Origin of the sequence: Exiguobacterium sp. PHA03 (assembly GCF_041945985.1) — a bacterium.
In the GTDB taxonomy this organism is placed as follows: Bacteria; Bacillota; Bacilli; order Exiguobacteriales; family Exiguobacteriaceae; genus Exiguobacterium_A.
This window is the reverse complement of record NZ_JAUTYQ010000001.1, coordinates 308,359-327,870: the sequence shown is the minus strand read 5'-3', so window position 1 is coordinate 327,870 and position 19,512 is coordinate 308,359. Positions and strand designations below refer to the sequence as shown.

The following is a 19,512-nucleotide window of genomic DNA, read 5'->3' as shown; positions in this document are numbered from 1 at the left end:
CCGTCATCACTTTTTGTCAAAACCTGATTTTCCTAACCATTCAATCAGCCGCGGCATGACGCCGTACCCTTTTGCGGAAAGCTCCATCCACCACGGCGCATTGACCTCTCGCTTTCGGCGACGCATCGCCCGAACGACGGTCAGTGCGAGTTGTTCTTTCGATAAGACGATCGAAGCCACGTTTTTTTCATATTTTCGGCTGATGTCAGCTCGAACAAAAAATTCCGTCGCAATCGGTCCTGGGTTGACCGTCATGACGTGGATGCCTTTTGGACGTAACTCCAGACGTAACGCATTCGAAAACTGCAACATAGCAGCTTTTGTCATGCAATAGATCGTCGACTTCGGTGTCGGCAACTTTCCTGCCTGACTCGCGACATTGACGATCATGCCGCCTTCTCGAAGTAACGGAAGGCACGCTTTCGTTAGACGAACAGGACTTAAGACATTGATTCGGTGCATCGATTCGATCGTTTCAATCGAGGTATCGTCTAGGAAGCTGAATTCCCCGAAACCTGCGTTATTAATCAAAATATCGATTCGTCCATAACGATTTGCGAGTGTTTTCGCAAGAATTTCGGGCGCCACTTCCAAATCGTAGACCAGGTAGTCTGCCTGGAGTTCAGATGCTAACGTTTGTAATCGATCCTCGCGTCGTGCGATTAAAATCAAGTTTGCCCCTTCTTTATACAGAGTGCGCGCCAGTGCCTCCCCGAGTCCACTTGAAGCACCGGTGATGACGATCGTCCGGTTGATGAGTTGCATTAAACTTCCTCCATTTTCGAATAGTAGAGGATACCAGATCGTTTCTCAACCGTAATCGCACCACGTGCGACAAGCGTATCAAGACGTGCCTTCATTTCACTCATGACGAGTGGGAATGATTTTTTTAATCGATTCCCATACGTCACTTGTGCTAATTCAAATAACGTATGCTCTTCTGAAAAATACTTTAACAGTTGATCGCCGCGTGCCTTGCGTTGCATCAATCGTTCTTCAACGAGTGCCGCGACATCGCGAATCGGATCACCATGACCGGTATACGCAATTCGGATCTGTTCTCCTTGTAGTTTTTCCAAGGAGTCGAGATACGCAAGAACGGGTCGTTTCACGAGCACGTCATCACCCGGTTGCGGTTGTTCAAGCAACGGGTTCGGTTCGACCCGGTCCAGCAAATGGTCCGCCGCGAACAATATACCATCGTCGCTTAAAATTCCGATTTGGTCACTCGCATGACCTGGCAGTTCGATGACGCGATATCGCCCAGAAGGTGTAATTGCGTCGCCTTCCTTTAATATGAAATCAAGCTGACCTTTTCCAAGCCATTTTAAGGCAGATTGATAGCTCGGTAACATCTCTTGAATCGCTGACGGAACACCAAATGAAGTCGCCAGTCGACGTAAGAACACGTCCCCATTGTTTAGGAACGTCTCGTCCTGTTCCAAATACGGGCGCAACCGCGCATGTCCATAGACAGGAATGCCTTTCTCTGAAAATCGATGTGCCATCCCAGCATGATCCGCATGGTGATGCGTCACGATGACACGATCTAAATCCTCAACCCGCAAATCGTGTCGCGCAAGCGTCTGTTGCATCATTTGCCACGCCTCGAGTGTATCGGGTCCACAATCAATGAGGATGTTTTCCCCTTCCGTTCGTAACACATAACAGTTCACGTCCCCTACAGGAAATGGTGTGGGAATCGGAATCGGGATGATTTCGTCTGATACAGTCATGCCTACACGCCTCTTTTCTCTCGTCCATTTTCTTTCATTATAGAGAGAATGAAGCTATAGCGCCAAACTTTGTGCGTCAACGGATGATATTTGTTGTCTAGCTTACGCTAGAGTATAAGAAATGGATGCACAAAAAACCGACCTTTCCGCAGATTGAAAGGTCGGTCAAAAACTTATTTTAAGTTGAGGACTGTTAATTTGTCGCGTGTCATCGAAGCTAAGCTACGTCCGACACCTTGAACGCCAAGACCCGATGATTTAACACCGATGAATGGGAAGTGGTCAGGACCACGTTCCGTACGTCCATTGATTTGAACAGAACCTGTTTCAAGCGCGTCCGCTACCGCAAACGCAGCATCGATGTTTTCCGTGAAGACACTTGCTTGAAGACCGTATTCTGATTCGTTCGAGTATGCGATCATTTCGTCGACCGAGTTAACACGAATAATTGGAAGAACTGGTCCGAACGGCTCTTCCCAAGCGACGCGCATGTCACGTGTCACGTTGTCAAGAAGTGTTGGTTCGATCAAGTTCGCTGTACGTCCGCCACCTGTGACGAGCGTTGCGCCCTTGTCTGTTGCGTCCGTGATCAAGCCTTCGACGAAGTCCGCTGATTTCGTATCGATAAGCGGTACGACGACACTTTCTTGTTCAGGTGAACCGACTGTCAATTTTGCAATTCGAGTCTTAAGTTCTTCAATAAGCGCATCCGCTTGGTGATCGAGAACGAAGACACGTTTGATTGCTGTACAACGTTGACCTGAGTAAGAGAATGCACCACTGATGATGTGATCTGCTGCAAGTGACAGGTTCGCATCCTCAAGAACGAGTGCTGGGTCTTTTCCACCGAGTTCAAGGACAAGTGGAATCATTGCCGATTGACGTGATAAATGTTGTCCTGTTCCTGTACCACCTGTGAATGTGATCATGTTGATTCCCGGATGAGCTGTCAAGTAATCACCGATGACTGATCCACGACCTGTGACGATGTTGACGAGTCCAGCTGGAAGGCCTGCTGCGACGAGTGCCTCGACCATTAAGATACCGCTGATTGAACCTTGTGTTGCCGGTTTAAAGACGACGGCGTTCCCTGTCATGAGTGCAGGTGCGAGTTTCGCTGCTGCCAAGTTAACTGGGTAGTTGAACGGTGAGATGGCAAGCACGACACCGAGTGGCGCTTTTTTGATGACCGCGATTTTTTTCGCGCTACCGCCTGGGAACGAATCCCCTTGCATCATCTGACCGTCGAAACGGAGACCTTCTTCCGCAGTGTAGCGAATGATTTCAGCTGTCCGTTTGACTTCTTTGACGCCATCTGCACGTCCTTTACCGACTTCGCGCATGATGACTTCACCGATTTCGTCCGCACGTTTCTCGAGTTCCGTTGCCCAAGCGTGAAGCAGTTCAGCCCGTTTGTTCGCTGGTTGTTTTGCCCACTCTGCTTGTGCCGCTTTCGCTGAAGCGATGGCACGATCGACTTCTGGTTTTGTCATCGCTTGAACACGACCGACAAGATCCTCTTTATATGGTGAAGAGATTTCAATCGTCTCTTTTGATTCACTTTCATGCCATTTTCCATCTAGTAAAAACGTGTAGGTTGTTGCTGTAGTCATTCCACTCTACCTCCATTTATTTTTATCTCTCTCATTTCAGTGTGTGGCTGCATAGCTTATTGTAATCAATTGGTCTGACAAATGCCAAACTTTTTGCTTAACATATTATGAAAGCGATTACAACACTTTTTTTGTCGATTCAGAACTAGAATTTTTAACGTAGCATGCCGATAACTAGTCAGAAGTGAAGTGAAGGTAATGGAAAGGGGCACAACCATATGTACAATCAGCACGATATTTTATTAGAAGCCGGCACGAACGAACTCGAGATCGTCATCTTCCATTGTGGTCCGTATACGTTCGGTATCAACGTCATGAAGGTTCGGGAAATCATCGTTCCGCTCCCGATGACACCACTTCCGGGTACACCGGATGCTGTCAAAGGATTGATTGAACTCCGCGGCGAAGTCATGACGGTAATCGATTTGCCTACAGTCATCGGTGTTCCCCACGACGAAGCAACCGAGGATCGACTGATCATCTGTGAATTCAATGGGGAAAAGAGCGTCCTGCGTGTCGATTCCGTGACGGAAATCCGTCGTATCTCATGGGAACAGATTGATACACCAAACGAACTCGCTCGTGGCATCGAAGGGTTAACGAATGGTGTCGTCAAAACGGGCGACAAGATGATCATCTTGCTCGACTACGAAAAAATCGCACTTGAGCTCTCACGCAAGGATATCTTCGCCCGCGAAGAAGGACGTCGCGTCCAGTCCCGTGACCGGTCCGATAAAATCATCTGGATTGCCGAAGACTCGGAAATGCTCCGGACGTTGATCATCGAAACACTCGAGGAAGCCGGTTACCACGGACTGAAGTGGTTCATCAATGGCAAGGAAGCTTTTGATGCGTTTGAGAACGGAAGCAACTGTGATCTCCTGATCACCGATATCGAGATGCCGAAGATGGATGGACTTCATTTAACGAAACGACTCCGTGAAGATGATCGTTATGCAGAACTGCCGATCATTGTCTTCTCTTCCTTGATTTCCGACGATTTACGCCATAAAGGCGAGTCCGTTGGTGTCAATGCACAAATCACGAAACCGGAAATCGGTCGATTGATCGAAACGGTTGATTCATACGTCTTATAAGAAAAAAGAAAAAAAGCCGACGAGATGTCGGCTTTTTTAATCTATTCGATTCCTCAACGCAGTACGTCAAGATTTTTTCCAGTAAACACATCGAGCCAGATGACCCGGAATTCAACCATGCTGTCTTCAATCCGATCGACGATTTCTTGCGTACCGGTCATGGAACCGGATTCTGCTTCTTTTTCAAGCAGTTCGAAATCATCGGCTAAATCATCAGCGGCAACGGAATAGGAAGCACCTTTTAGCAAGTGAGCGAGCTTTTCAGTTTGCTCAGCATCTTGTTTAGCGACGGCATCTTTCAGTTCAGGAAACTTTCGATCGAACTGCGCGATATACGTTTCTCCAATTTTTTGAAGGAACGCGTGATCCCCACCCGCGATCGATTGAAGTTCTTCGAGCTTCTTAGCATTAAAAAAAGGCATGTCTTCCCCTCCTCTGTTTTCATCTTATCACTAATCTTCGTAAAAAAAAATCGGAGAATCATTTACACGCCATCGTTTCTATTTCTATAATGAGACAGTGAAGAGCAGGAGGGATAGACAATATGTTGACGATTTATCGAAGCGATGTCACTGGGGCAGTCAACGAGATACAGGAGTTTACGAAAGGTTCCTGGATCCATCTTGTCAATCCGACCAAGGATGAAGCCGACCAAGTCATCGCTGCTACGAATATTCCAGAGGATTTCATTTATGACCCTTTGGACGTGGAAGAAAAACCACGTTTTGAAAAAGATGAAGAAGGCCTACTGATGATCGTCGACGTTCCCTACATCGAAGAAGAATCATCAGGACGCCGTTATAATACGATTCCGCTCGGTATCATCGTGACATCCCGTCATTTCATCACCGTTTGTTCGCAACAGCTCGATGTCCTGACGTTATTCTCGAGTGGTAAGTTGCGAGGATTCCGGACGAATTATCGATCGCGCTTCGTATTTCAGATTCTCTATAAAGTCAGTTCCTCGTATCTCCGTTTCCTACGCCAAATCGATCGACGGATGGATGAACTCGAGGAAGAATTACAACGTTCGATGCGAAATCAAGAAATCTTTCAACTCATGAACCTTCAGAAATCATTGGTCTATTTCATGACATCCTTGAAATCGAACGATGGTGTCCTCGACCGAATCATCAAGACACCGAGTCTTGAGAAACACGAAGACGATGAAGACTTACTCGAAGATGTCTTCGTCGAACACCGGCAAGCAATGGAAATGGCACAAATCTATAAAGACATCATCAGTTCGACGATGGATACATTCGGTTCCGTCATCTCGAACAATGTCAACTTCGTCATGAAGTTCCTCGCCTCGATTACGATCGTCATCTCGATTCCGACGATGATATCTGGGATGTTCGGAATGAACGTCCATGTCCCTTGGGAAGGAGAAGTCATCGGTTTTTGGATCGTCTTCGGCATGATGATCTTCTTCTCTGGTCTTGCTGCATTCATCTTATGGCGGAGAAGGTTCTTCTAGTTCAAGTAAGCGCAAGACTTGTATGACTCAAAAAAGACTCAGTGACGGTGTTTCTGTCGCTGAGTCTTCTTCATTTACATGTTAATTGATTTCGACTGTCACGAGACAAAGATCATCCGCTTCATCGCTCTGATCCGGTTGAATCAGCTGATGGATGTTCGGTCCTTGTTGTTCAATCAGATTTTGGATGGCGTGAATTCCTTCATCAATACCTTTACTGTACAATTCCATGAAACCATCCGTGTACAGATAGACACATCCTGGTGAGACGATGTCGATCGTCTTGCTCGAATACGTCGAGTCTTCGAACATACCAACAGGAAGTCCCGTATTCTCAAGCGGAATGATTTGATCGTTCATCCGCAACAAACCAGGTGGATGCCCCGCGTTCGCATAGCTGAGTTTCATTTCATCTAAGTCGATATAAAGGTAGACAGCAGTGAAATAGATTTCTGTCTCGTCTCCCGGAAACAGTCGACTCATCTGTTGATTCAATTCTTCAAGCACTTGAGCCGGATCACCAATCCGGTGCACGAGTTCAAACAAGATTGAACTCATCCCCATCGTAATCAATGCAGAGGAGACACCGTGTCCCATGACGTCAAATAAGATGATGCCGTATTTATTCTGAGAGATGCGATACCAGGCATACATGTCTCCCGCTAGTTTCTTAGACGGGATATAGGTCGCCATGATGCGGATCTCATCGTCTTCGATATTGGCACTAAGGACACTTTGTTGCAGTTTTTGCGCCAAATCAAAGTCTTCTTGTAGCACTTTTTCATATCGTTTTCGTGCATCGATTGCTTGCTTCAGACCGATCGCATTACGAACTCGTGCGAGCAATTCCGTTTTTCGAATCGGTTTCGTCGTGTAATCAGATGCCCCTGCATTCAATCCATCAACGATATCTTCTTCGTTTGATCGACCCGAGACGATCAGGATTGGTAGTTCATCAAGACCAAACCGTTTTCGGATCAAACGTGTTGCCTCGATTCCGCTGATTCCCGGCATCTCAACGTCGAGCAGGACGACATCTAATTGCTCAATGAACAATGGATCCTCCATCAATTCGATTGCTTCTTCTCCACTCATGGCTTTGACGACGTCATATCCTTCATTTTCTAACAATCGCTCTAAGAGCATTAAATTTGTTAATTCGTCATCTACAACCAAAATACTCATCCGTCGTCACCTCGTTCTGTTTAACATGTTTATCTGAAATCAGTTTAGCACACAACCTACAATTTCGTTTAGACGGATGCTGCTTTTTCCGTCATACTAGAAAGTGAATGAAAGGAGGAGTGGACTATGTGGCTATATGTCGTCTCCATTCTCATCATCGTATTCGTCTTGGTCGCCTCGATCATTGTCATTTCAAAAGGATATGGCTATAAGGGCAACAAGGACGATATCGAAATCGATTATGATGAAATCAACCGAAAACTTCGTCACGAAAATGATGATGATTCATCCAACAAATGAACCTCTAAGACCATCATATCACGGTGGTCTTTTTAAATTCATTTCAAATACATGTTTTTTTTTAGATGTTTTTGATTTGCTCACAAGGGTATATCCATATCATGGTTAAATACTATCTCAAGGAGTGTTTATTATGGAACCGAATCTTCAACATGATCCACACGCAACGCACGCAGAACATCCGAATCGTCAGTTTGATCAGGAGGAATCATCCGGTCGTCAAGTTAATCTTGTCACAGGGATGTTAATCGGTGCCCTTGTCGGCGGACTATTAACGCTACTTAGTTCTTCGTCCCGTCAAAACACGAAACAAAGCTTACGTGGTGCGAAGGATTCCGTCTCGACACTCGCGTCTTCCATCAAGGAAGATCCGTCGGGCAAAGCGTCGCAAGTTATCAATCAGGTAAAGAGTGCTTCAAGTATCATCCAAGAAGTGGCGTCTGACGTTCAAAACGTCTATGACAAAGTGAACACAGAACTTGAAACAGTGAAGTCTGATGCTTCGACTGTGAAAGATACAGTCAATGAGACAAAAGGTGACCTGAGTTCTATCAGCAATAAAGTCGTCGAAGCGAAAGATGTCGCACTTGGCAAAGAAGAACCACCTGCTGAGCACGATGCTTCTAATCAACAAGCAAATGATGCTCAATCTTCTGAGGAAAAAAATAAAGGTGAAGGCATCTAATCGTTTGGTGTACTTCTTCATTCTCCCCGATGTGTTCAACACGTCGGGGTTTTTTTAACGTAGGAATTGAACAAGAATCGCGACGCGTTCACGCATCCCGAAACGAAGGACACCTGAAAGGGGTGTCTCTGCCGGAATCGCGTCCGTCAGTAACCCCAGTTGTTTCGCCTCTTTTCGAGCGCGGTACAGATGAAAATCTGACGTGACAATTGAGACACGTCGGACATTCTTTGGTAACAAGTCTTTTGAATACTGTAGATTTTCCGTCGTCGATGTCGAACTGGACTCAAGAACCAGTCGCTCCGCTTCAATGCCAGACGCCACCATTCCGCGTCGCATCGCTTCTGCTTCCGAGATATCCTCATCCGGTCCTTGTCCACCACTCAAGATGAAGCGGACATTCGGGTGTTGTTTCCCATATGCGGCTGCCGCCTGAATCCGATTATGTAAGATTTGCGACGGTTTCTCCCCTTTGACACCTGCGCCAAGAACGATGACATACGGCGACGACCCATCCGCAAGTGGTCGTTCTCCTCTGTTGACGAAAATCCCGACACTGTACCAGAAGGCGACACAAGCGACGAGTCCTCCACCAACCATCCATTTGATATTTCGTTTGTTGAACGTGCGTTTAATCATACCGTACGACCTTTCTGCTAAAAAATGGGTTACGGTATGCTGTACGAATGATGCTTGCAAAAAGTTTCAACCTGACGGGCTTTACCTCCAAAAAAATGCGATCTTCTCTGAATCGAGAACATCGCATTTTCCTATTGATTGACTCGTCATCAATTTCCCCAAATTGATGTCACGTATTCCGGATGATCAATGAATGGATTCCGGTTTTTTTGCCACTTCTCGAAGATGACGTCGTTACGACGCATTTCGAAGCTATCGACTGGATCAAGCTTATTCCATGCTTTCAGCGTCGATAATTTTCCATGTAATGGGTTCGTTCCATTGTTGACGTTTTCTGAGGCTTCGAGATCGATTTCTCCGCCACCTTCGTAACGAACTGCCATGTAGAAGATCATCCGCGCGATGTCACCTTTGACTCGGTTCGGTGGTTCCCACGAATCGCCATCACGGTAGCAATCGCATCCACTATATTTCGTACCGCCATTGTCGAAATCAAGATTCCCACGTGCGCTGTTGACGACGACATCTTCCGGACGCAAGTGATGCAAGTCTGTTCCCGGTCCGTTCGTCGTACCAAAGTCACCGTGCGACTTTGCCCAGACGTGTTCCCGGTTCCATTGACCGACATTTCCACCATTGCTACTTTTCGCAATCGATTTCCCCGTGTATAACTCGATAACGTTGTTCGCATTGTTTGGATCTTGATCCGTTTCTTTCAGTGCTGTCCATACTGTGTCGTATGACACTTGTGTATGGTTGTCGATGATATCGTGCAGCGATGCCTTCAACGCTGCCCCTGTCTTTCCTGCTGCCGGTAGATAGTACGCATCGATCGTCGATTGAGATGTAACCATCTGCGGACCTGCCGCTACTTGTTTTGGATCGACTGTTTTTGCAGTGACCGGTGTAAAGACGATTGACCCGAGCGCAAGTGTTGCGGCAAGTGCACCTGTGACCTTTGACTTCCAGTTCATGCGTGTTCCCCCTCGATTGGTATGTATGAAAACGGATGTTACACGCTCATTTTCACATCGAATCCATTCATGGTGGAAGATGGACGATAGACCTGCTTTTTTGAAGATGAGTCGTCGTTCAGATTCTTTATCGAAAGACAACGGTTAGATGGTCCTGATTTTTTTCGTCCAAGACATCAATTGCATCAAAATAATTCTTCGAAAGAAATATTCTAGGGTCAAAAGTCACGAACGAAAGACACTGACAAATAAGAATCCGGGACGATATTCCTTTCCTCTAAGGCTTCACTATAATAAATCATGCAAGCGTTTTCATAAATCATAAGGAGGTCTTTTCGTGAAACAAAAAGGATGGATTTTAGCAACCGTCGCATCCGCTGCATTTTTAGCGCCACTTGCGCAACCGATTGCAGTCGGTGCAACAGCTGACAATGGTACGATGATGCAGTATTTCGAATGGTATGTGCCGAATGACGGTAACCATTGGAATCGTCTCGGAAGTGACGCGACGAAACTGGATCAGCTCGGTATTACATCAGTCTGGATTCCCCCTGCCTACAAAGGAACTTCACAAAGCGATGTCGGCTACGGTGCCTACGATCTATACGATTTAGGTGAGTTCAACCAAAAAGGAACGGTTCGTACGAAATACGGCACAAAGGCGCAATTAAAAACGGCGATCGGACAATTGCATACCGCTGGAATCGATGTCTATGGTGATGTCGTCATGAACCATAAAGGTGGCGCCGATTTCACGGAAGCCGTCACGGCAGTCGAAGTCAATCCGAGCAACCGCAATCAGGAAGTCTCTGGCGATTATCAAATCCAGGCATGGACGGGCTTCAATTTTGCAGCACGAAATAACCTCTACTCGAACTTCAAGTGGAAATGGTACCACTTCGACGGCACGGACTGGGATCAATCGCGTTCAAAAAGCGCCATCTATAAGTTCCGCGGTACCGGTAAAGCATGGGATACGGATGTCTCAACTGAAAATGGTAACTACGATTACTTGATGTATGCGGATCTTGACTTCGATCATCCAGAAGTTCAGCAAGAAATGAAGAACTGGGGCAAATGGTACGTCAACGAACTTGGTCTTGATGGGTTCCGTCTCGATGCCGTCAAGCATATCAAACATGGTTACTTAGCGGACTGGCTCGCGAACGTTCGTCAGACGACGGGCAAACCGCTATTCACAGTCGCCGAGTACTGGCAGAACGATCTTGGAACGTTACAAAACTACTTAAGCCGGACGAATTACCAACAATCCGTCTTTGATGCCCCGCTTCATTATAAATTCGAGCAAGCAAGTAAAGGTGGCGGATACTACGACATGCGGACGATCTTTGACGGGACACTCGTCAAGAGTAATCCAGTCCAAGCCGTGACACTCGTTGAAAACCATGACTCGCAACCTGGACAATCGCTTGAATCAACGGTTCAATCATGGTTCAAACCACTCGCCTACGCGATGATCCTGACCCGTGAACAAGGCTATCCATCCGTCTTCTACGGCGATTACTATGGCACAAAAGGTACGTCGAATCGCGAAATTCCAGCACTTGCTTCGAAGATTGATCCGTTGCTCAAAGCACGGAAGGACTTCGCGTTCGGAAAACAAAACGATTATCTCGATAACCAAGACATCATCGGTTGGACACGTGAAGGTGTCTCGGATCGGGCAAAATCCGGTCTTGCAACAATCCTCTCAGACGGCCCTGGCGGTAGCAAATGGATGTACGTCGGCCTTCAGAACAAAGGAGAAGTCTGGACGGATATCACTGGAAACAACACGGCATCGGTCACGATCAATCAAGATGGCTACGGTCAATTCTTCGTTAATGGTGGTTCGGTTTCCGTCTATCGTCAACAATAATCACGTAAAAAGGTCTCTTCCGTATGACGGGCGAGACCTTTCTTCTTCATTCAGCGAGACCGACACTCGACTTGATGTGATCTTCTGTTTCGATCGCCTGTAAGAGGAAATGTGCCACATCTGCACGATTGATTTGTTTCGCATCTTCCGGTACACCTGTATCCGCTTGGCGATAAAGCCCAGTCAACGGACCGTTCAGTAAACGGAGTGGACGGGCTACCGTATAGTCAAGATCCGCCTGCTGGAGGAGTGAAATCGCTTGACGGTGATCTTTTAATGGATTCTTCAGAATCCGCTGAGCGAGCATCCCTTGCACACCCGGTAACTCATCATCGACACCGGCAGACGCGACATAACCGATTCGCTCTATCCCCTGTTTCTTCATCGCTGTCACGATCCGAACGAGACTTCGTTCTAAAAAACCACTGTACGCAAGACTCTCCGTACCGAGTGCTGTCAGGACAGCATCTTGTCCGGCAACAGCAGCTGTTACCGCTTCTTGATCGAGCACGTCGCCCTTTACGACTTGTAACCGTTCGTCATGTAGTGTCAGTTTTTCTGGACTGCGGACAAATGCTGTGACCTCATGCCCGTGATCAATCGCCTGTTTGACTAGTTCTTGTCCAGTTTGACCAGTCGCTCCAAAAATAATCAGTTTCATACGAAACATCCTTTCTCTTTCAAGATCCACTGATTCAATCATACCCTTACCACTTGAAAATGAATCGTCTCACCTTGTCTTTATTTTCAGAAAATTGTTTTTATTTGTTAAGCGTGTATGCTAAAATCTTCCTAAGTACATATGGATATTTTTTCCTTAAAAACAGGAAGGAGGATCGCTTGTGTTACGGCAACGCTTTATCATGTCGCATGGTGTCATTCTAATTAGTCTGTTCTTGTTTCAAACTACCGCGACGTATATTTACACGCATTACATCATGCCGGATCCTTTTAAAAAGCCTTTGATTGCAGAAACTGAAGCGAATGGCGAAATTAGTTTTAAAAACGGTCACTCACCTACTAACACAAAAGGCAAGATGCCTTTTGAACCAATCGATCCACGACCTGGTCCAAAAGAGCTCTGGAAATCCCTTAAAGCGGATGCCTCTGACTCCCCTTTTTCTTATCTACAATATGTCATTTTAATCAGCTTATTTAGTTTCATGGTCTGGAAACTCGTTCAGTCGCGTCGCGTGAAAAAACGGCGCAGGTCTACAGGAGACGTAACGGATGACGTTCCATTCGCTCAATCAATCTTTCATCCTGCTTCTTTAAGAAAATCATCTTATCTGTATGCATCGTATTCGTCTTCACGTGTCCGTGATCTCGTCATCCGTTTTGAGCAACACTTACCGCGCAGTCAGCAACGTCGTCCGAACGAAACGCTTGAAGACTGGTTACGTCGAATTGAGGTCCCTGTCGATTTTCAGTTGTATCGGAATATCCGCTACGGTGACATGTCGGAAACGATCGTCACGGACGATGAGATTCTACGCTTCGAACAACAACTAGCACGCTACTCAACCATTTGACCTTGGAGGGATTTCCTATGAAACTACAACAATTAAAAGATCAACTCAATTCCATCTATCTCGGTAAACCGGACGTCATCGATCTTTGTCTGACGGCACTCATCGCAGAAGGACATATTCTATTAGAAGATGTACCGGGAACAGGGAAAACGATGCTCGCCAAAGCGCTCGCTCAGAGCTTTGAAAGTGCCTTCTCGCGGATTCAGTTTACGGCGGATTTGCTTCCGTCCGATGTCATCGGTTCGGATTTCTTCAACTTAAAGACACAGGAGTTCGAGAATAAACGCGGTCCATTGTTCGCGAACGTCGTCTTGATTGATGAGATCAACCGTGCTGTTCCGCGGACACAATCGGCACTGCTTGAAGCGATGGAAGAACGTCAAGTCTCGATCGGTGGAACGACCTATCAGATGCCCGCCCCATTTTTCGTCATCGCGACACAAAACCCGATCGAGTCAGCAGGAACGTTCCCATTACCGGACGCCCAACTCGACCGGTTCATGGTCGCAATTGAAGTCGGTTATCCGGATTTCGAGAACGAACGGCGCTTATTGTCTGAGATTCTGACGAACGTCCGTCGGTCAGCTGTCGGCATCGCGTCAGGCGGTGACTTGATTTCCTGGCAGGAAGAGGCACGCCGCGTCCATGCATCACAAGACGTGCTCGATTACTTGCTCCATATCGTCCAAGCGACACGAAACCATGAACTCATTGAAGTCGGCGTCAGTCCGCGTGGAGCGATTGCATTACTTCGCGCCTCGCAAAGCTACGCATTCTTGAATCAACGCGACTTCATCATCCCGGAAGATATCAAATATCTTGCAAAACACGTCCTGTCTCATCGCCTGACACTGACACTTGAAGGTGGAATCAAGACGACGAAAGCGGCTGTCTTGACGCATATTCTGGACGACGTGCCGGTTCCGGTCGAGATGGGGTGACGAATCATGCAGATTGAACGTTCCGTCCCGTTTTGGCTTGAACGCCGACTCTTTCCACTGTACGTCGCGATGACGTTCATCTTCCTCTTCATTCCACGTCTGTCGATCCTCGGTTTTCTGTTCGCCGCCTTGGCGACGATTCATTTCGTCGTCGGTCGAACAGAAAAACAGCTCCGACGGGACGTGGCAATCGAATGGAAGCATTATGAAGCGTTGATGTTCAACCAAGAACAGACATCGCTCCATCTACAAGTCTTCGGTGTCGAATCTTTAAGTCAGCTCGGACTCGAAGCGACGCTTCGTTTGCATACGGATGGTGGGGTCATCTTCCCGGAGATGGACCCGCTGCACCCGGCGACGTTTCATGCGGTGATTGACTCTGAAGACGCGTTAACAATACCGATTCAGACGGTTCGCCGCGGACCGGCGGAGTTCGATGAGATCATCTTGACGATTCGTTTGCCTTGGAAGATGGGCGTCTATCTCTTTACGTTCGATACGTATCCGTCGTTTACAGTCTTACCGTCCTTGACGGCGCAGGCGACGCCGCTTCTTTTACAGCGTTTACGTATCGGCGATCGACCAGATCGGTACTCGCCACTCAAGAACAAGCTCGTTCAGCTTGGTGCAAAGCCCTATACGGCAGAACCGTCAAAAGAGATCGATTGGTATGCGACAGCGAAGACCGGTCGATTGCAGGCAAAAGTGTTCGAAACGAGTAATCAGGATACATTTACGATTGCCTTGAATTTATCGGCACCAAGCGGTTACGGGCTCCATCAACAATTCGAGACATTCATCGAACAAGCAGCGTTCCTGATCAGTGAATTAATCAAGGAAGGCTGCAAGATCGAACTATTTCTCAATCGTCTCGACGGAGCGAACCGAATGACTCATCTTTCGCTACAAGAAGGCCAACCACAATTAAAGCATGTCTTAATGACCCTCTCGACGGTCTCGACGCGTGATTCGTTCATCGCGACGCAACATTTCGAACGCTACGTGCTTCGCCGTAAGCATATGAATAGTCAGTTGATTCAAATTGGGAATGACCGGATCCTCGCCATCGGTTGAGGACCCTAAAGAAAGGAGTTTCTCACTTCATGGCTTTTATCGCCCGAAAATCGATGCAGCTCATCGTGGCTTTTTTTGTCTTGATTGCGATCAGCGCCCTTCCGGCGCTCGTCGCACAAATGAAATTCAATCCAGCAAGCTACATAGAAGGTCTGAAACAGCAATTCGCTCAACTAGCAAAGCTTGATGAGATCACTTATTTTAATGTGTCTGCTCAAAAAGAAGTCTTATTACTCCCTTCTTTACAGCCCTATATTCAAGAGACGTTGATCATCTTTACAATAGCAATGATCGTTTCCGCGATCAGTGCGATTCTTTACGCCTATCTGTTTTATCGAAGTGGTCAACGAACACGGACACTATTGAAACAGGCGACACGCACACTTGAGATGGTTCCAGACTTATTTTGGATCATTTTTTCGCAATTCCTCGTCATCTATTTATTCAAAATGACAGGATATAGCAAAATCGAGATTGCAGGAACATATGCTGACTCGATTCGTTTCTTACCGATTACCACCTTAACGCTGACAACATTATTTTTCTTTATCAAATGGCTGACGACACAAGTACTGGAACAAGAATCTGCACCGTTCCTTGAACTCGCAAGGGCAAAAGGTATTCAGCCAACCGCTCTTTTCTGGAAACATTTACTTCCGACGATGGTCTATCGGTTTTATTTATTTTTCAGAGCCAATATTATTACAATTCTATCAAGTTTGTTAATCATTGAGTACACTTTTCAGGTCCAAGGCCTGTTTCGTTTCGTTCTTCAATTTGGGCAAATGCCGATTTTAATGGTCGTCTTGTTCTTAATCTATTTACCAATCTTCATCATGGATTTACTTGCAGAATGGTTGATCCCGAACGCCTGGAAAGGAGGGATTTGATGCGTCGCACCCTAATGCGAGATCCTGTCTTCTGGCTATGTCTATTTTTGCTCACCGTTTTACTGATCCTAAGTTTCGGAAATACGATCTTACGTGATGGTCAAGTTGATCAAATCTCGAATCGTTACGCTGAAGATGGCACATTTCTTGCTACGTCTCCCTTAAAACCGTCAAGTGATCAATGGCTAGGTACGGACCGTTCCGGCAACGACTTCTTTCAATTGATGATTGAAGGGTTCAAGTGGACGGTCGGTATTTGTATCCTCGTTGCTCTTAGTCGGATGTTTCTTTCACTGGTCATCGCGATTCCGCTAGCTTTTCGAACTGCTCGTGTCAATCGATACTTGAAACTTATTCTTGATGGGTTTTTAGTTTTACCACTGTCTCTCGTTTCTTTACTGCTTTTATTTTCATCTCTTGTTTTCATAGATTCGACGGTGGTTCCATCATTATTCGATCGTGTCTCGTTTGAATTGATCATCCTGATTTTACTCGGTCTACCTTCGTTATCACTCTACCTGATTGCTGAGACTCGTCAGTTGCTTAGTCAAGAGTTCATGATAGTCGCCCAGACGCTTGGTGGTAGTCCATGGCATCGTTTCAGACGCCATATTTTGCCACACCTCATTCCGACGTTGATGATCGTCTTCATGCAACAATTCATCCAAACGCTAATGTTGCTGATCCATTTATCGCTCTTAGGTATTTTCTTCGCCGGAACAGTCAATTTATATGAGGGTGTCATGCCAACAATCTTTGAGTGGTCCTCGATGTTCGGCTATTACTACAATCAGTTTTCGGCGACGTCGTGGCTCAACCATATGTTCCTCGTTCCACTGATTGGACTAGCATTAGTCGTCTTTTTCAGCAATCTATTCATGAGTCGACTCGAACGGGCTTTCCGATTCCGCCAGCAACTAAAACCAATCAAGCTATCGGCATCTCGTGCTCAAGACGAAGCTGCCGCGACGTCGATGGTTGATCCCTTTACACTCGTTGCACTGAAGTCCCATCACGATTCTGATTGACAATCCATTTTTTTCCTCTTACACTAGAAAAAAACATGAAATGAGGGCGTCCAATGTAAATCATTCTGAATTCTCACTCCTAACTAAATACGTACGATATGGAGGTCATTCAGAATGAACCGGTTTACGCTTTTATTGGTCAGTCAATGGATTGCGAATGCGGGAGATGCGCTCTATATCGTCTCTCTGATCGCGATGATCTATCAAACGACAGGGCAAGCGAGTCTCGCTGCCCTGTTTCCCGTTCTCGTCACAGCAGGCATGACAGGAAGCGGCTTCTTATTCGCCCAAGTCGCTCAACGTGTTCCCCATGCCTCGTTGTTGTTCGGCAGTCAACTCCTCAAGACGATTCTCTTAGGCATCATCTGGGGACTTGATTTACCACTGCCACTTATTCTCGCACTCGTTGGATGTATCGCTTTCTTCGACGGATTTGCTCGTCCGATCGAAAGTGCCTTCATCCCTCGACTGTGTCAGGATGTCCAAAAGGCTAACAGTCTCGTACAAGGTTCGAATCAAGTGATTCAGCTCATCATGTGGCCGCTCGGCGCCATTCTGGTCAGCTGGTTATCGCCGCTTTCCGTCTTGTCCGTCTCGGCCGGTCTGTTTTTAGGTGCGAGTCTCATCAGCTATCTGTTCTATCGAAGCGTCCGCTCTCTATCCGACCCTTCGATGGAAGGGGAAGACGTTTCCTTCCGGTCGAGTATTCGCTACACGCGAGCGCATCCATTCGCGAAAGCCAACACGTATCTCGTCGGAATCGATGCGTTCGTCAGTACGGCTTGGATTTCTGCTCTGTTCCTCGTCTACATCGATACACATTTCCAGCTATCGGAACGCTGGTGGGGCATTCTAAATGCCTTCTATCTGCTGAGCATGATTGCCGGCAGTTACATGATGTTACGTCGTCGTGGAACGCGTTCGTTGCTTTATCGTAGTATCGGCTTTTCGATTGCTGCGACCTTCTTGTTTGCTTTCGCTCCAATCGTCACACTTGCCGTGATCGCTTGTCTGTTCCAAGGGTTTGCCAGTCAAGTCCGGGCGATTGAGCTGAATACGTTGTTGCAAAAGACGACACCACTCGAACGGTTACCGTATGTCTATAGCGTGCAACAAACCGTGTATGCACTCTGTTTCTGCCTCGGCAGTCTATTGTTCGGATGGCTTGCCGATGTGTTTGCGATCGAGCTTGTCTATGCGCTCGCAGGAGCCCTCTCCTTGTTGATGTGGCAACCGGCTCGCCAGCTATTGGCACATTCCTCTCAGGAGCAACGACACGTGTCGTAATAAATGACAGTCAAAAGGACAAAGGTCAATGCACCTTTGTCCTTTTTTTGATTCAGTTCTGACGCGTGCGCGTCACACTATACAACAGAAGCAACATAAGTGAGACGAGACCGAGCGCGGCATAGGTCATCTGAAGCGAGAAGACACGTTCGACGAAGACGAATAGCGTACCGGTTCCAAGCACAGCTAAACGTTCAATGACTGAGATCAGCGACGTAAACGTTGCACGTCCATTTGGCGGCGCAACTTCTTGGATGACAGTGGTCAAATAAGGCTCAGCCCAGCCATAGCACAAGTACAGCGTCCCGAGTAACCCGATACTGACGAGCGGAGAGGCAACCGACAATCCGGTAAGACACACGATATAGATCATCGCCCATCCGACCGGAGATCGGAACCGAGATAAGGACGCGCCGGTCGCCTGCATGATTTGAAATAACACGAAAACGAATCCGAAATGGACCATCGGTATCGTTTGATCCCGTAGATAGAGTTGCCAAAACTCATCAACGAAATCAATCGTCGCCCCGTATAACAAGACAAGACAAAGAATTCGGACGTAGACGCGTCGAAACGAGAGTCCTATTAGCAATGTCTTCAACGAACTCGTCTCTCCGTCTTGTTCTCGCGCTGCTTCCTTTAAGAAAAACGTCAGGAGTACTGTTCCGAGCAAAACCCACCAAGACACGTGATAGTGCCAGATCAAGTCTACCGATCGCACGGCGTAACTCCCGACGAGTGCCGCAAGTCCAGACGTCAACAAACCACCGATTGAAATCACTCGCCAGACCGTCTCGAATCGCTCTTCTCTCCTATGCATTCGCAATGTTTCATAGACGTGGGCTTCAAGCGCTCCACTAAGTGCTGCGCCACCGATGCCAGCAAGGACCATCGCCAAGAGGAAAGCAGGTAATGAGTAGGCTTCAAGCAACACCGTAAACGATAACCACTCACATACGAAACCAGCCAGAATGAACGGCTTTCTACCCCACCGGTCGGATAACAAACCGAACGGAACCTCACCAATCAACATGACCCAAGCAAAGACGATTTCTGCGATGACGACGTCGGCAATGCTCATTCCCCGTTCTTCCCAGTAAAAGCGCTCAATCACATACGCTGGAATGAACGAACTACTGGCTTCGATCAGGATCCAAAGAATGAACGATCGT

Annotated in this window: 20 protein-coding genes; 11 read left to right on the top strand and 9 right to left on the bottom strand. The window is 47.0% G+C overall.

The features are described 5' to 3' along the window. Positions 1–6 precede the first annotated feature (6 nt). The 3 genes from Q7C19_RS01680 to Q7C19_RS01670 form a co-directional block, all read right to left on the bottom strand. Complete coding sequence (locus Q7C19_RS01680; protein ID WP_375091462.1) at positions 7–765, bottom strand: SDR family NAD(P)-dependent oxidoreductase; 759 nt, start codon at positions 763–765, stop codon at positions 7–9. After that, the gene (locus tag Q7C19_RS01675) at positions 765–1,736 is read right to left on the bottom strand and encodes an MBL fold metallo-hydrolase (RefSeq protein ID WP_035408946.1); all 972 of its coding nucleotides are present in this window, start codon (positions 1,734–1,736) and stop codon (positions 765–767) included. The genes Q7C19_RS01680 and Q7C19_RS01675 overlap by 1 nt, the downstream gene beginning before the upstream one ends. Positions 1,737–1,909: 173 nt before the next feature. Beyond that, entirely contained in the window at positions 1,910–3,349 is a 1,440-nt protein-coding gene (locus tag Q7C19_RS01670) for an NADP-dependent glyceraldehyde-3-phosphate dehydrogenase (RefSeq protein WP_035408951.1), read from the bottom strand. 218 nt (positions 3,350–3,567) lie between these two features. Here Q7C19_RS01670 and Q7C19_RS01665 point away from each other — a divergent pair, with 218 nt between their 5' ends. Further along, positions 3,568–4,446 carry a chemotaxis protein CheV gene (locus tag Q7C19_RS01665; protein WP_035408954.1) on the top strand — a complete coding sequence of 293 codons (879 nt, stop codon included), beginning with the start codon at positions 3,568–3,570 and terminating at the stop codon, positions 4,444–4,446. 53 nt (positions 4,447–4,499) lie between these two features. Here Q7C19_RS01665 and Q7C19_RS01660 read toward each other — a convergent pair whose 3' ends face one another. After that, positions 4,500–4,868, bottom strand: coding sequence for an Hpt domain-containing protein (locus Q7C19_RS01660; protein WP_035408957.1), 369 nt, complete (start codon positions 4,866–4,868; stop codon positions 4,500–4,502). Between the two features lie 122 nt (positions 4,869–4,990). Here Q7C19_RS01660 and Q7C19_RS01655 point away from each other — a divergent pair, with 122 nt between their 5' ends. Beyond that, the gene (locus tag Q7C19_RS01655) at positions 4,991–5,926 is read left to right on the top strand and encodes a magnesium transporter CorA family protein (RefSeq protein ID WP_023467658.1); all 936 of its coding nucleotides are present in this window, start codon (positions 4,991–4,993) and stop codon (positions 5,924–5,926) included. 81 nt (positions 5,927–6,007) lie between these two features. Here the strand turns inward: Q7C19_RS01655 and Q7C19_RS01650 are convergent, their stop codons facing one another. Continuing rightward, on the bottom strand, positions 6,008–7,111 hold the full coding sequence (locus Q7C19_RS01650) for a PP2C family protein-serine/threonine phosphatase (protein WP_035408959.1): 1,104 nt from the start codon (positions 7,109–7,111) through the stop codon (positions 6,008–6,010). A 126-nt stretch (positions 7,112–7,237) separates the two neighbouring features. Between Q7C19_RS01650 and ytzI the strand changes: the two genes are divergently transcribed. Both ytzI and Q7C19_RS01640 read left to right on the top strand, forming a co-directional pair. Further along, entirely contained in the window at positions 7,238–7,411 is a 174-nt protein-coding gene (ytzI, locus tag Q7C19_RS01645) for a YtzI protein (RefSeq protein ID WP_023467656.1), read from the top strand. A gap of 133 nt (positions 7,412–7,544) precedes the next feature. Beyond that, positions 7,545–8,096 (top strand): hypothetical protein, encoded by a 552-nt coding sequence (locus Q7C19_RS01640; RefSeq protein WP_290749095.1) that lies wholly within the window; start codon positions 7,545–7,547, stop codon positions 8,094–8,096. Between the two features lie 54 nt (positions 8,097–8,150). Here the strand turns inward: Q7C19_RS01640 and Q7C19_RS01635 are convergent, their stop codons facing one another. Together Q7C19_RS01635 and Q7C19_RS01630 are read right to left on the bottom strand one after the other, a co-directional pair. Further along, positions 8,151–8,735: a YdcF family protein gene (locus Q7C19_RS01635; protein WP_290749091.1), complete on the bottom strand. Its 585-nt coding sequence runs from the start codon at positions 8,733–8,735 to the stop codon at positions 8,151–8,153. Between the two features lie 149 nt (positions 8,736–8,884). Next, positions 8,885–9,709: an endonuclease I family protein gene (locus tag Q7C19_RS01630; protein WP_290749088.1), complete on the bottom strand. Its 825-nt coding sequence runs from the start codon at positions 9,707–9,709 to the stop codon at positions 8,885–8,887. Between the two features lie 355 nt (positions 9,710–10,064). Here Q7C19_RS01630 and amyS point away from each other — a divergent pair, with 355 nt between their 5' ends. After that, complete coding sequence (gene amyS / locus Q7C19_RS01625; protein WP_375092136.1) at positions 10,065–11,588, top strand: alpha-amylase; 1,524 nt, start codon at positions 10,065–10,067, stop codon at positions 11,586–11,588. Positions 11,589–11,634: 46 nt separating this feature from the next. Here amyS and Q7C19_RS01620 read toward each other — a convergent pair whose 3' ends face one another. Beyond that, positions 11,635–12,249, bottom strand: a complete 615-nt coding sequence (locus Q7C19_RS01620; RefSeq protein ID WP_375091461.1) for an NAD(P)-dependent oxidoreductase — start codon at positions 12,247–12,249, stop codon at positions 11,635–11,637. Between the two features lie 181 nt (positions 12,250–12,430). On the opposite strand from Q7C19_RS01620, the gene Q7C19_RS01615 reads away from it, so the two are divergent. The 6 genes from Q7C19_RS01615 to Q7C19_RS01590 all read left to right on the top strand — a co-directional run bounded on the left by Q7C19_RS01615 (position 12,431) and on the right by Q7C19_RS01590 (position 18,340). Next, positions 12,431–13,120 carry a hypothetical protein gene (locus Q7C19_RS01615; protein WP_375091460.1) on the top strand — a complete coding sequence of 230 codons (690 nt, stop codon included), beginning with the start codon at positions 12,431–12,433 and terminating at the stop codon, positions 13,118–13,120. A 17-nt stretch (positions 13,121–13,137) separates the two neighbouring features. After that, positions 13,138–14,061 carry an AAA family ATPase gene (locus Q7C19_RS01610; RefSeq protein ID WP_029341157.1) on the top strand — a complete coding sequence of 308 codons (924 nt, stop codon included), beginning with the start codon at positions 13,138–13,140 and terminating at the stop codon, positions 14,059–14,061. Positions 14,062–14,067: 6 nt separating this feature from the next. Beyond that, complete coding sequence (locus tag Q7C19_RS01605) at positions 14,068–15,135, top strand: DUF58 domain-containing protein (RefSeq protein WP_375091459.1); 1,068 nt, start codon at positions 14,068–14,070, stop codon at positions 15,133–15,135. Positions 15,136–15,164: 29 nt separating this feature from the next. After that, entirely contained in the window at positions 15,165–16,025 is an 861-nt protein-coding gene (locus Q7C19_RS01600) for an ABC transporter permease subunit (protein ID WP_035408984.1), read from the top strand. Beyond that, on the top strand, positions 16,025–17,053 hold the full coding sequence (locus tag Q7C19_RS01595; protein WP_375091458.1) for an ABC transporter permease subunit: 1,029 nt from the start codon (positions 16,025–16,027) through the stop codon (positions 17,051–17,053). Before Q7C19_RS01600 ends, Q7C19_RS01595 begins: the two co-directional genes overlap by 1 nt. 114 nt (positions 17,054–17,167) lie before the next feature. Continuing rightward, the gene (locus Q7C19_RS01590) at positions 17,168–18,340 is read left to right on the top strand and encodes an MFS transporter (protein WP_375091457.1); all 1,173 of its coding nucleotides are present in this window, start codon (positions 17,168–17,170) and stop codon (positions 18,338–18,340) included. Positions 18,341–18,392: 52 nt separating this feature from the next. On the opposite strand, the gene Q7C19_RS01585 is transcribed toward Q7C19_RS01590, so the two are convergent. Next, complete coding sequence (locus tag Q7C19_RS01585; RefSeq protein WP_375092135.1) at positions 18,393–19,466, bottom strand: MFS transporter; 1,074 nt, start codon at positions 19,464–19,466, stop codon at positions 18,393–18,395. Positions 19,467–19,512: the final 46 nt, after the last annotated feature.

What these genes read in the sequence shown, in the direction of transcription:
- Q7C19_RS01595 (WP_375091458.1), top strand. Translation starts at nt 16,025, where the DNA reads ATGCGTCGCACCCTAATGCGAGATCCTGTCTTCTGGCTATGTCTATTT.
- Q7C19_RS01610 (WP_029341157.1), top strand. Translation starts at nt 13,138, where the DNA reads ATGAAACTACAACAATTAAAAGATCAACTCAATTCCATCTATCTCGGT.
- Q7C19_RS01605 (WP_375091459.1), top strand. Translation starts at nt 14,068, where the DNA reads ATGCAGATTGAACGTTCCGTCCCGTTTTGGCTTGAACGCCGACTCTTT.
- Q7C19_RS01655 (WP_023467658.1), top strand. Translation starts at nt 4,991, where the DNA reads ATGTTGACGATTTATCGAAGCGATGTCACTGGGGCAGTCAACGAGATA.
- Q7C19_RS01640 (WP_290749095.1), top strand. Translation starts at nt 7,545, where the DNA reads ATGGAACCGAATCTTCAACATGATCCACACGCAACGCACGCAGAACAT.
- Q7C19_RS01670 (WP_035408951.1), bottom strand. Translation starts at nt 3,349, where the DNA reads ATGACTACAGCAACAACCTACACGTTTTTACTAGATGGAAAATGGCAT.
- Q7C19_RS01590 (WP_375091457.1), top strand. Translation starts at nt 17,168, where the DNA reads ATGAACCGGTTTACGCTTTTATTGGTCAGTCAATGGATTGCGAATGCG.
- Q7C19_RS01675 (WP_035408946.1), bottom strand. Translation starts at nt 1,736, where the DNA reads ATGACTGTATCAGACGAAATCATCCCGATTCCGATTCCCACACCATTT.
- Q7C19_RS01650 (WP_035408959.1), bottom strand. Translation starts at nt 7,111, where the DNA reads ATGAGTATTTTGGTTGTAGATGACGAATTAACAAATTTAATGCTCTTA.
- ytzI (WP_023467656.1), top strand. Translation starts at nt 7,238, where the DNA reads ATGTGGCTATATGTCGTCTCCATTCTCATCATCGTATTCGTCTTGGTC.
- Q7C19_RS01680 (WP_375091462.1), bottom strand. Translation starts at nt 765, where the DNA reads ATGCAACTCATCAACCGGACGATCGTCATCACCGGTGCTTCAAGTGGA.
- Q7C19_RS01665 (WP_035408954.1), top strand. Translation starts at nt 3,568, where the DNA reads ATGTACAATCAGCACGATATTTTATTAGAAGCCGGCACGAACGAACTC.
- Q7C19_RS01630 (WP_290749088.1), bottom strand. Translation starts at nt 9,709, where the DNA reads ATGAACTGGAAGTCAAAGGTCACAGGTGCACTTGCCGCAACACTTGCG.
- Q7C19_RS01660 (WP_035408957.1), bottom strand. Translation starts at nt 4,868, where the DNA reads ATGCCTTTTTTTAATGCTAAGAAGCTCGAAGAACTTCAATCGATCGCG.
- Q7C19_RS01635 (WP_290749091.1), bottom strand. Translation starts at nt 8,735, where the DNA reads ATGATTAAACGCACGTTCAACAAACGAAATATCAAATGGATGGTTGGT.
- Q7C19_RS01620 (WP_375091461.1), bottom strand. Translation starts at nt 12,249, where the DNA reads ATGAAACTGATTATTTTTGGAGCGACTGGTCAAACTGGACAAGAACTA.
- Q7C19_RS01600 (WP_035408984.1), top strand. Translation starts at nt 15,165, where the DNA reads ATGGCTTTTATCGCCCGAAAATCGATGCAGCTCATCGTGGCTTTTTTT.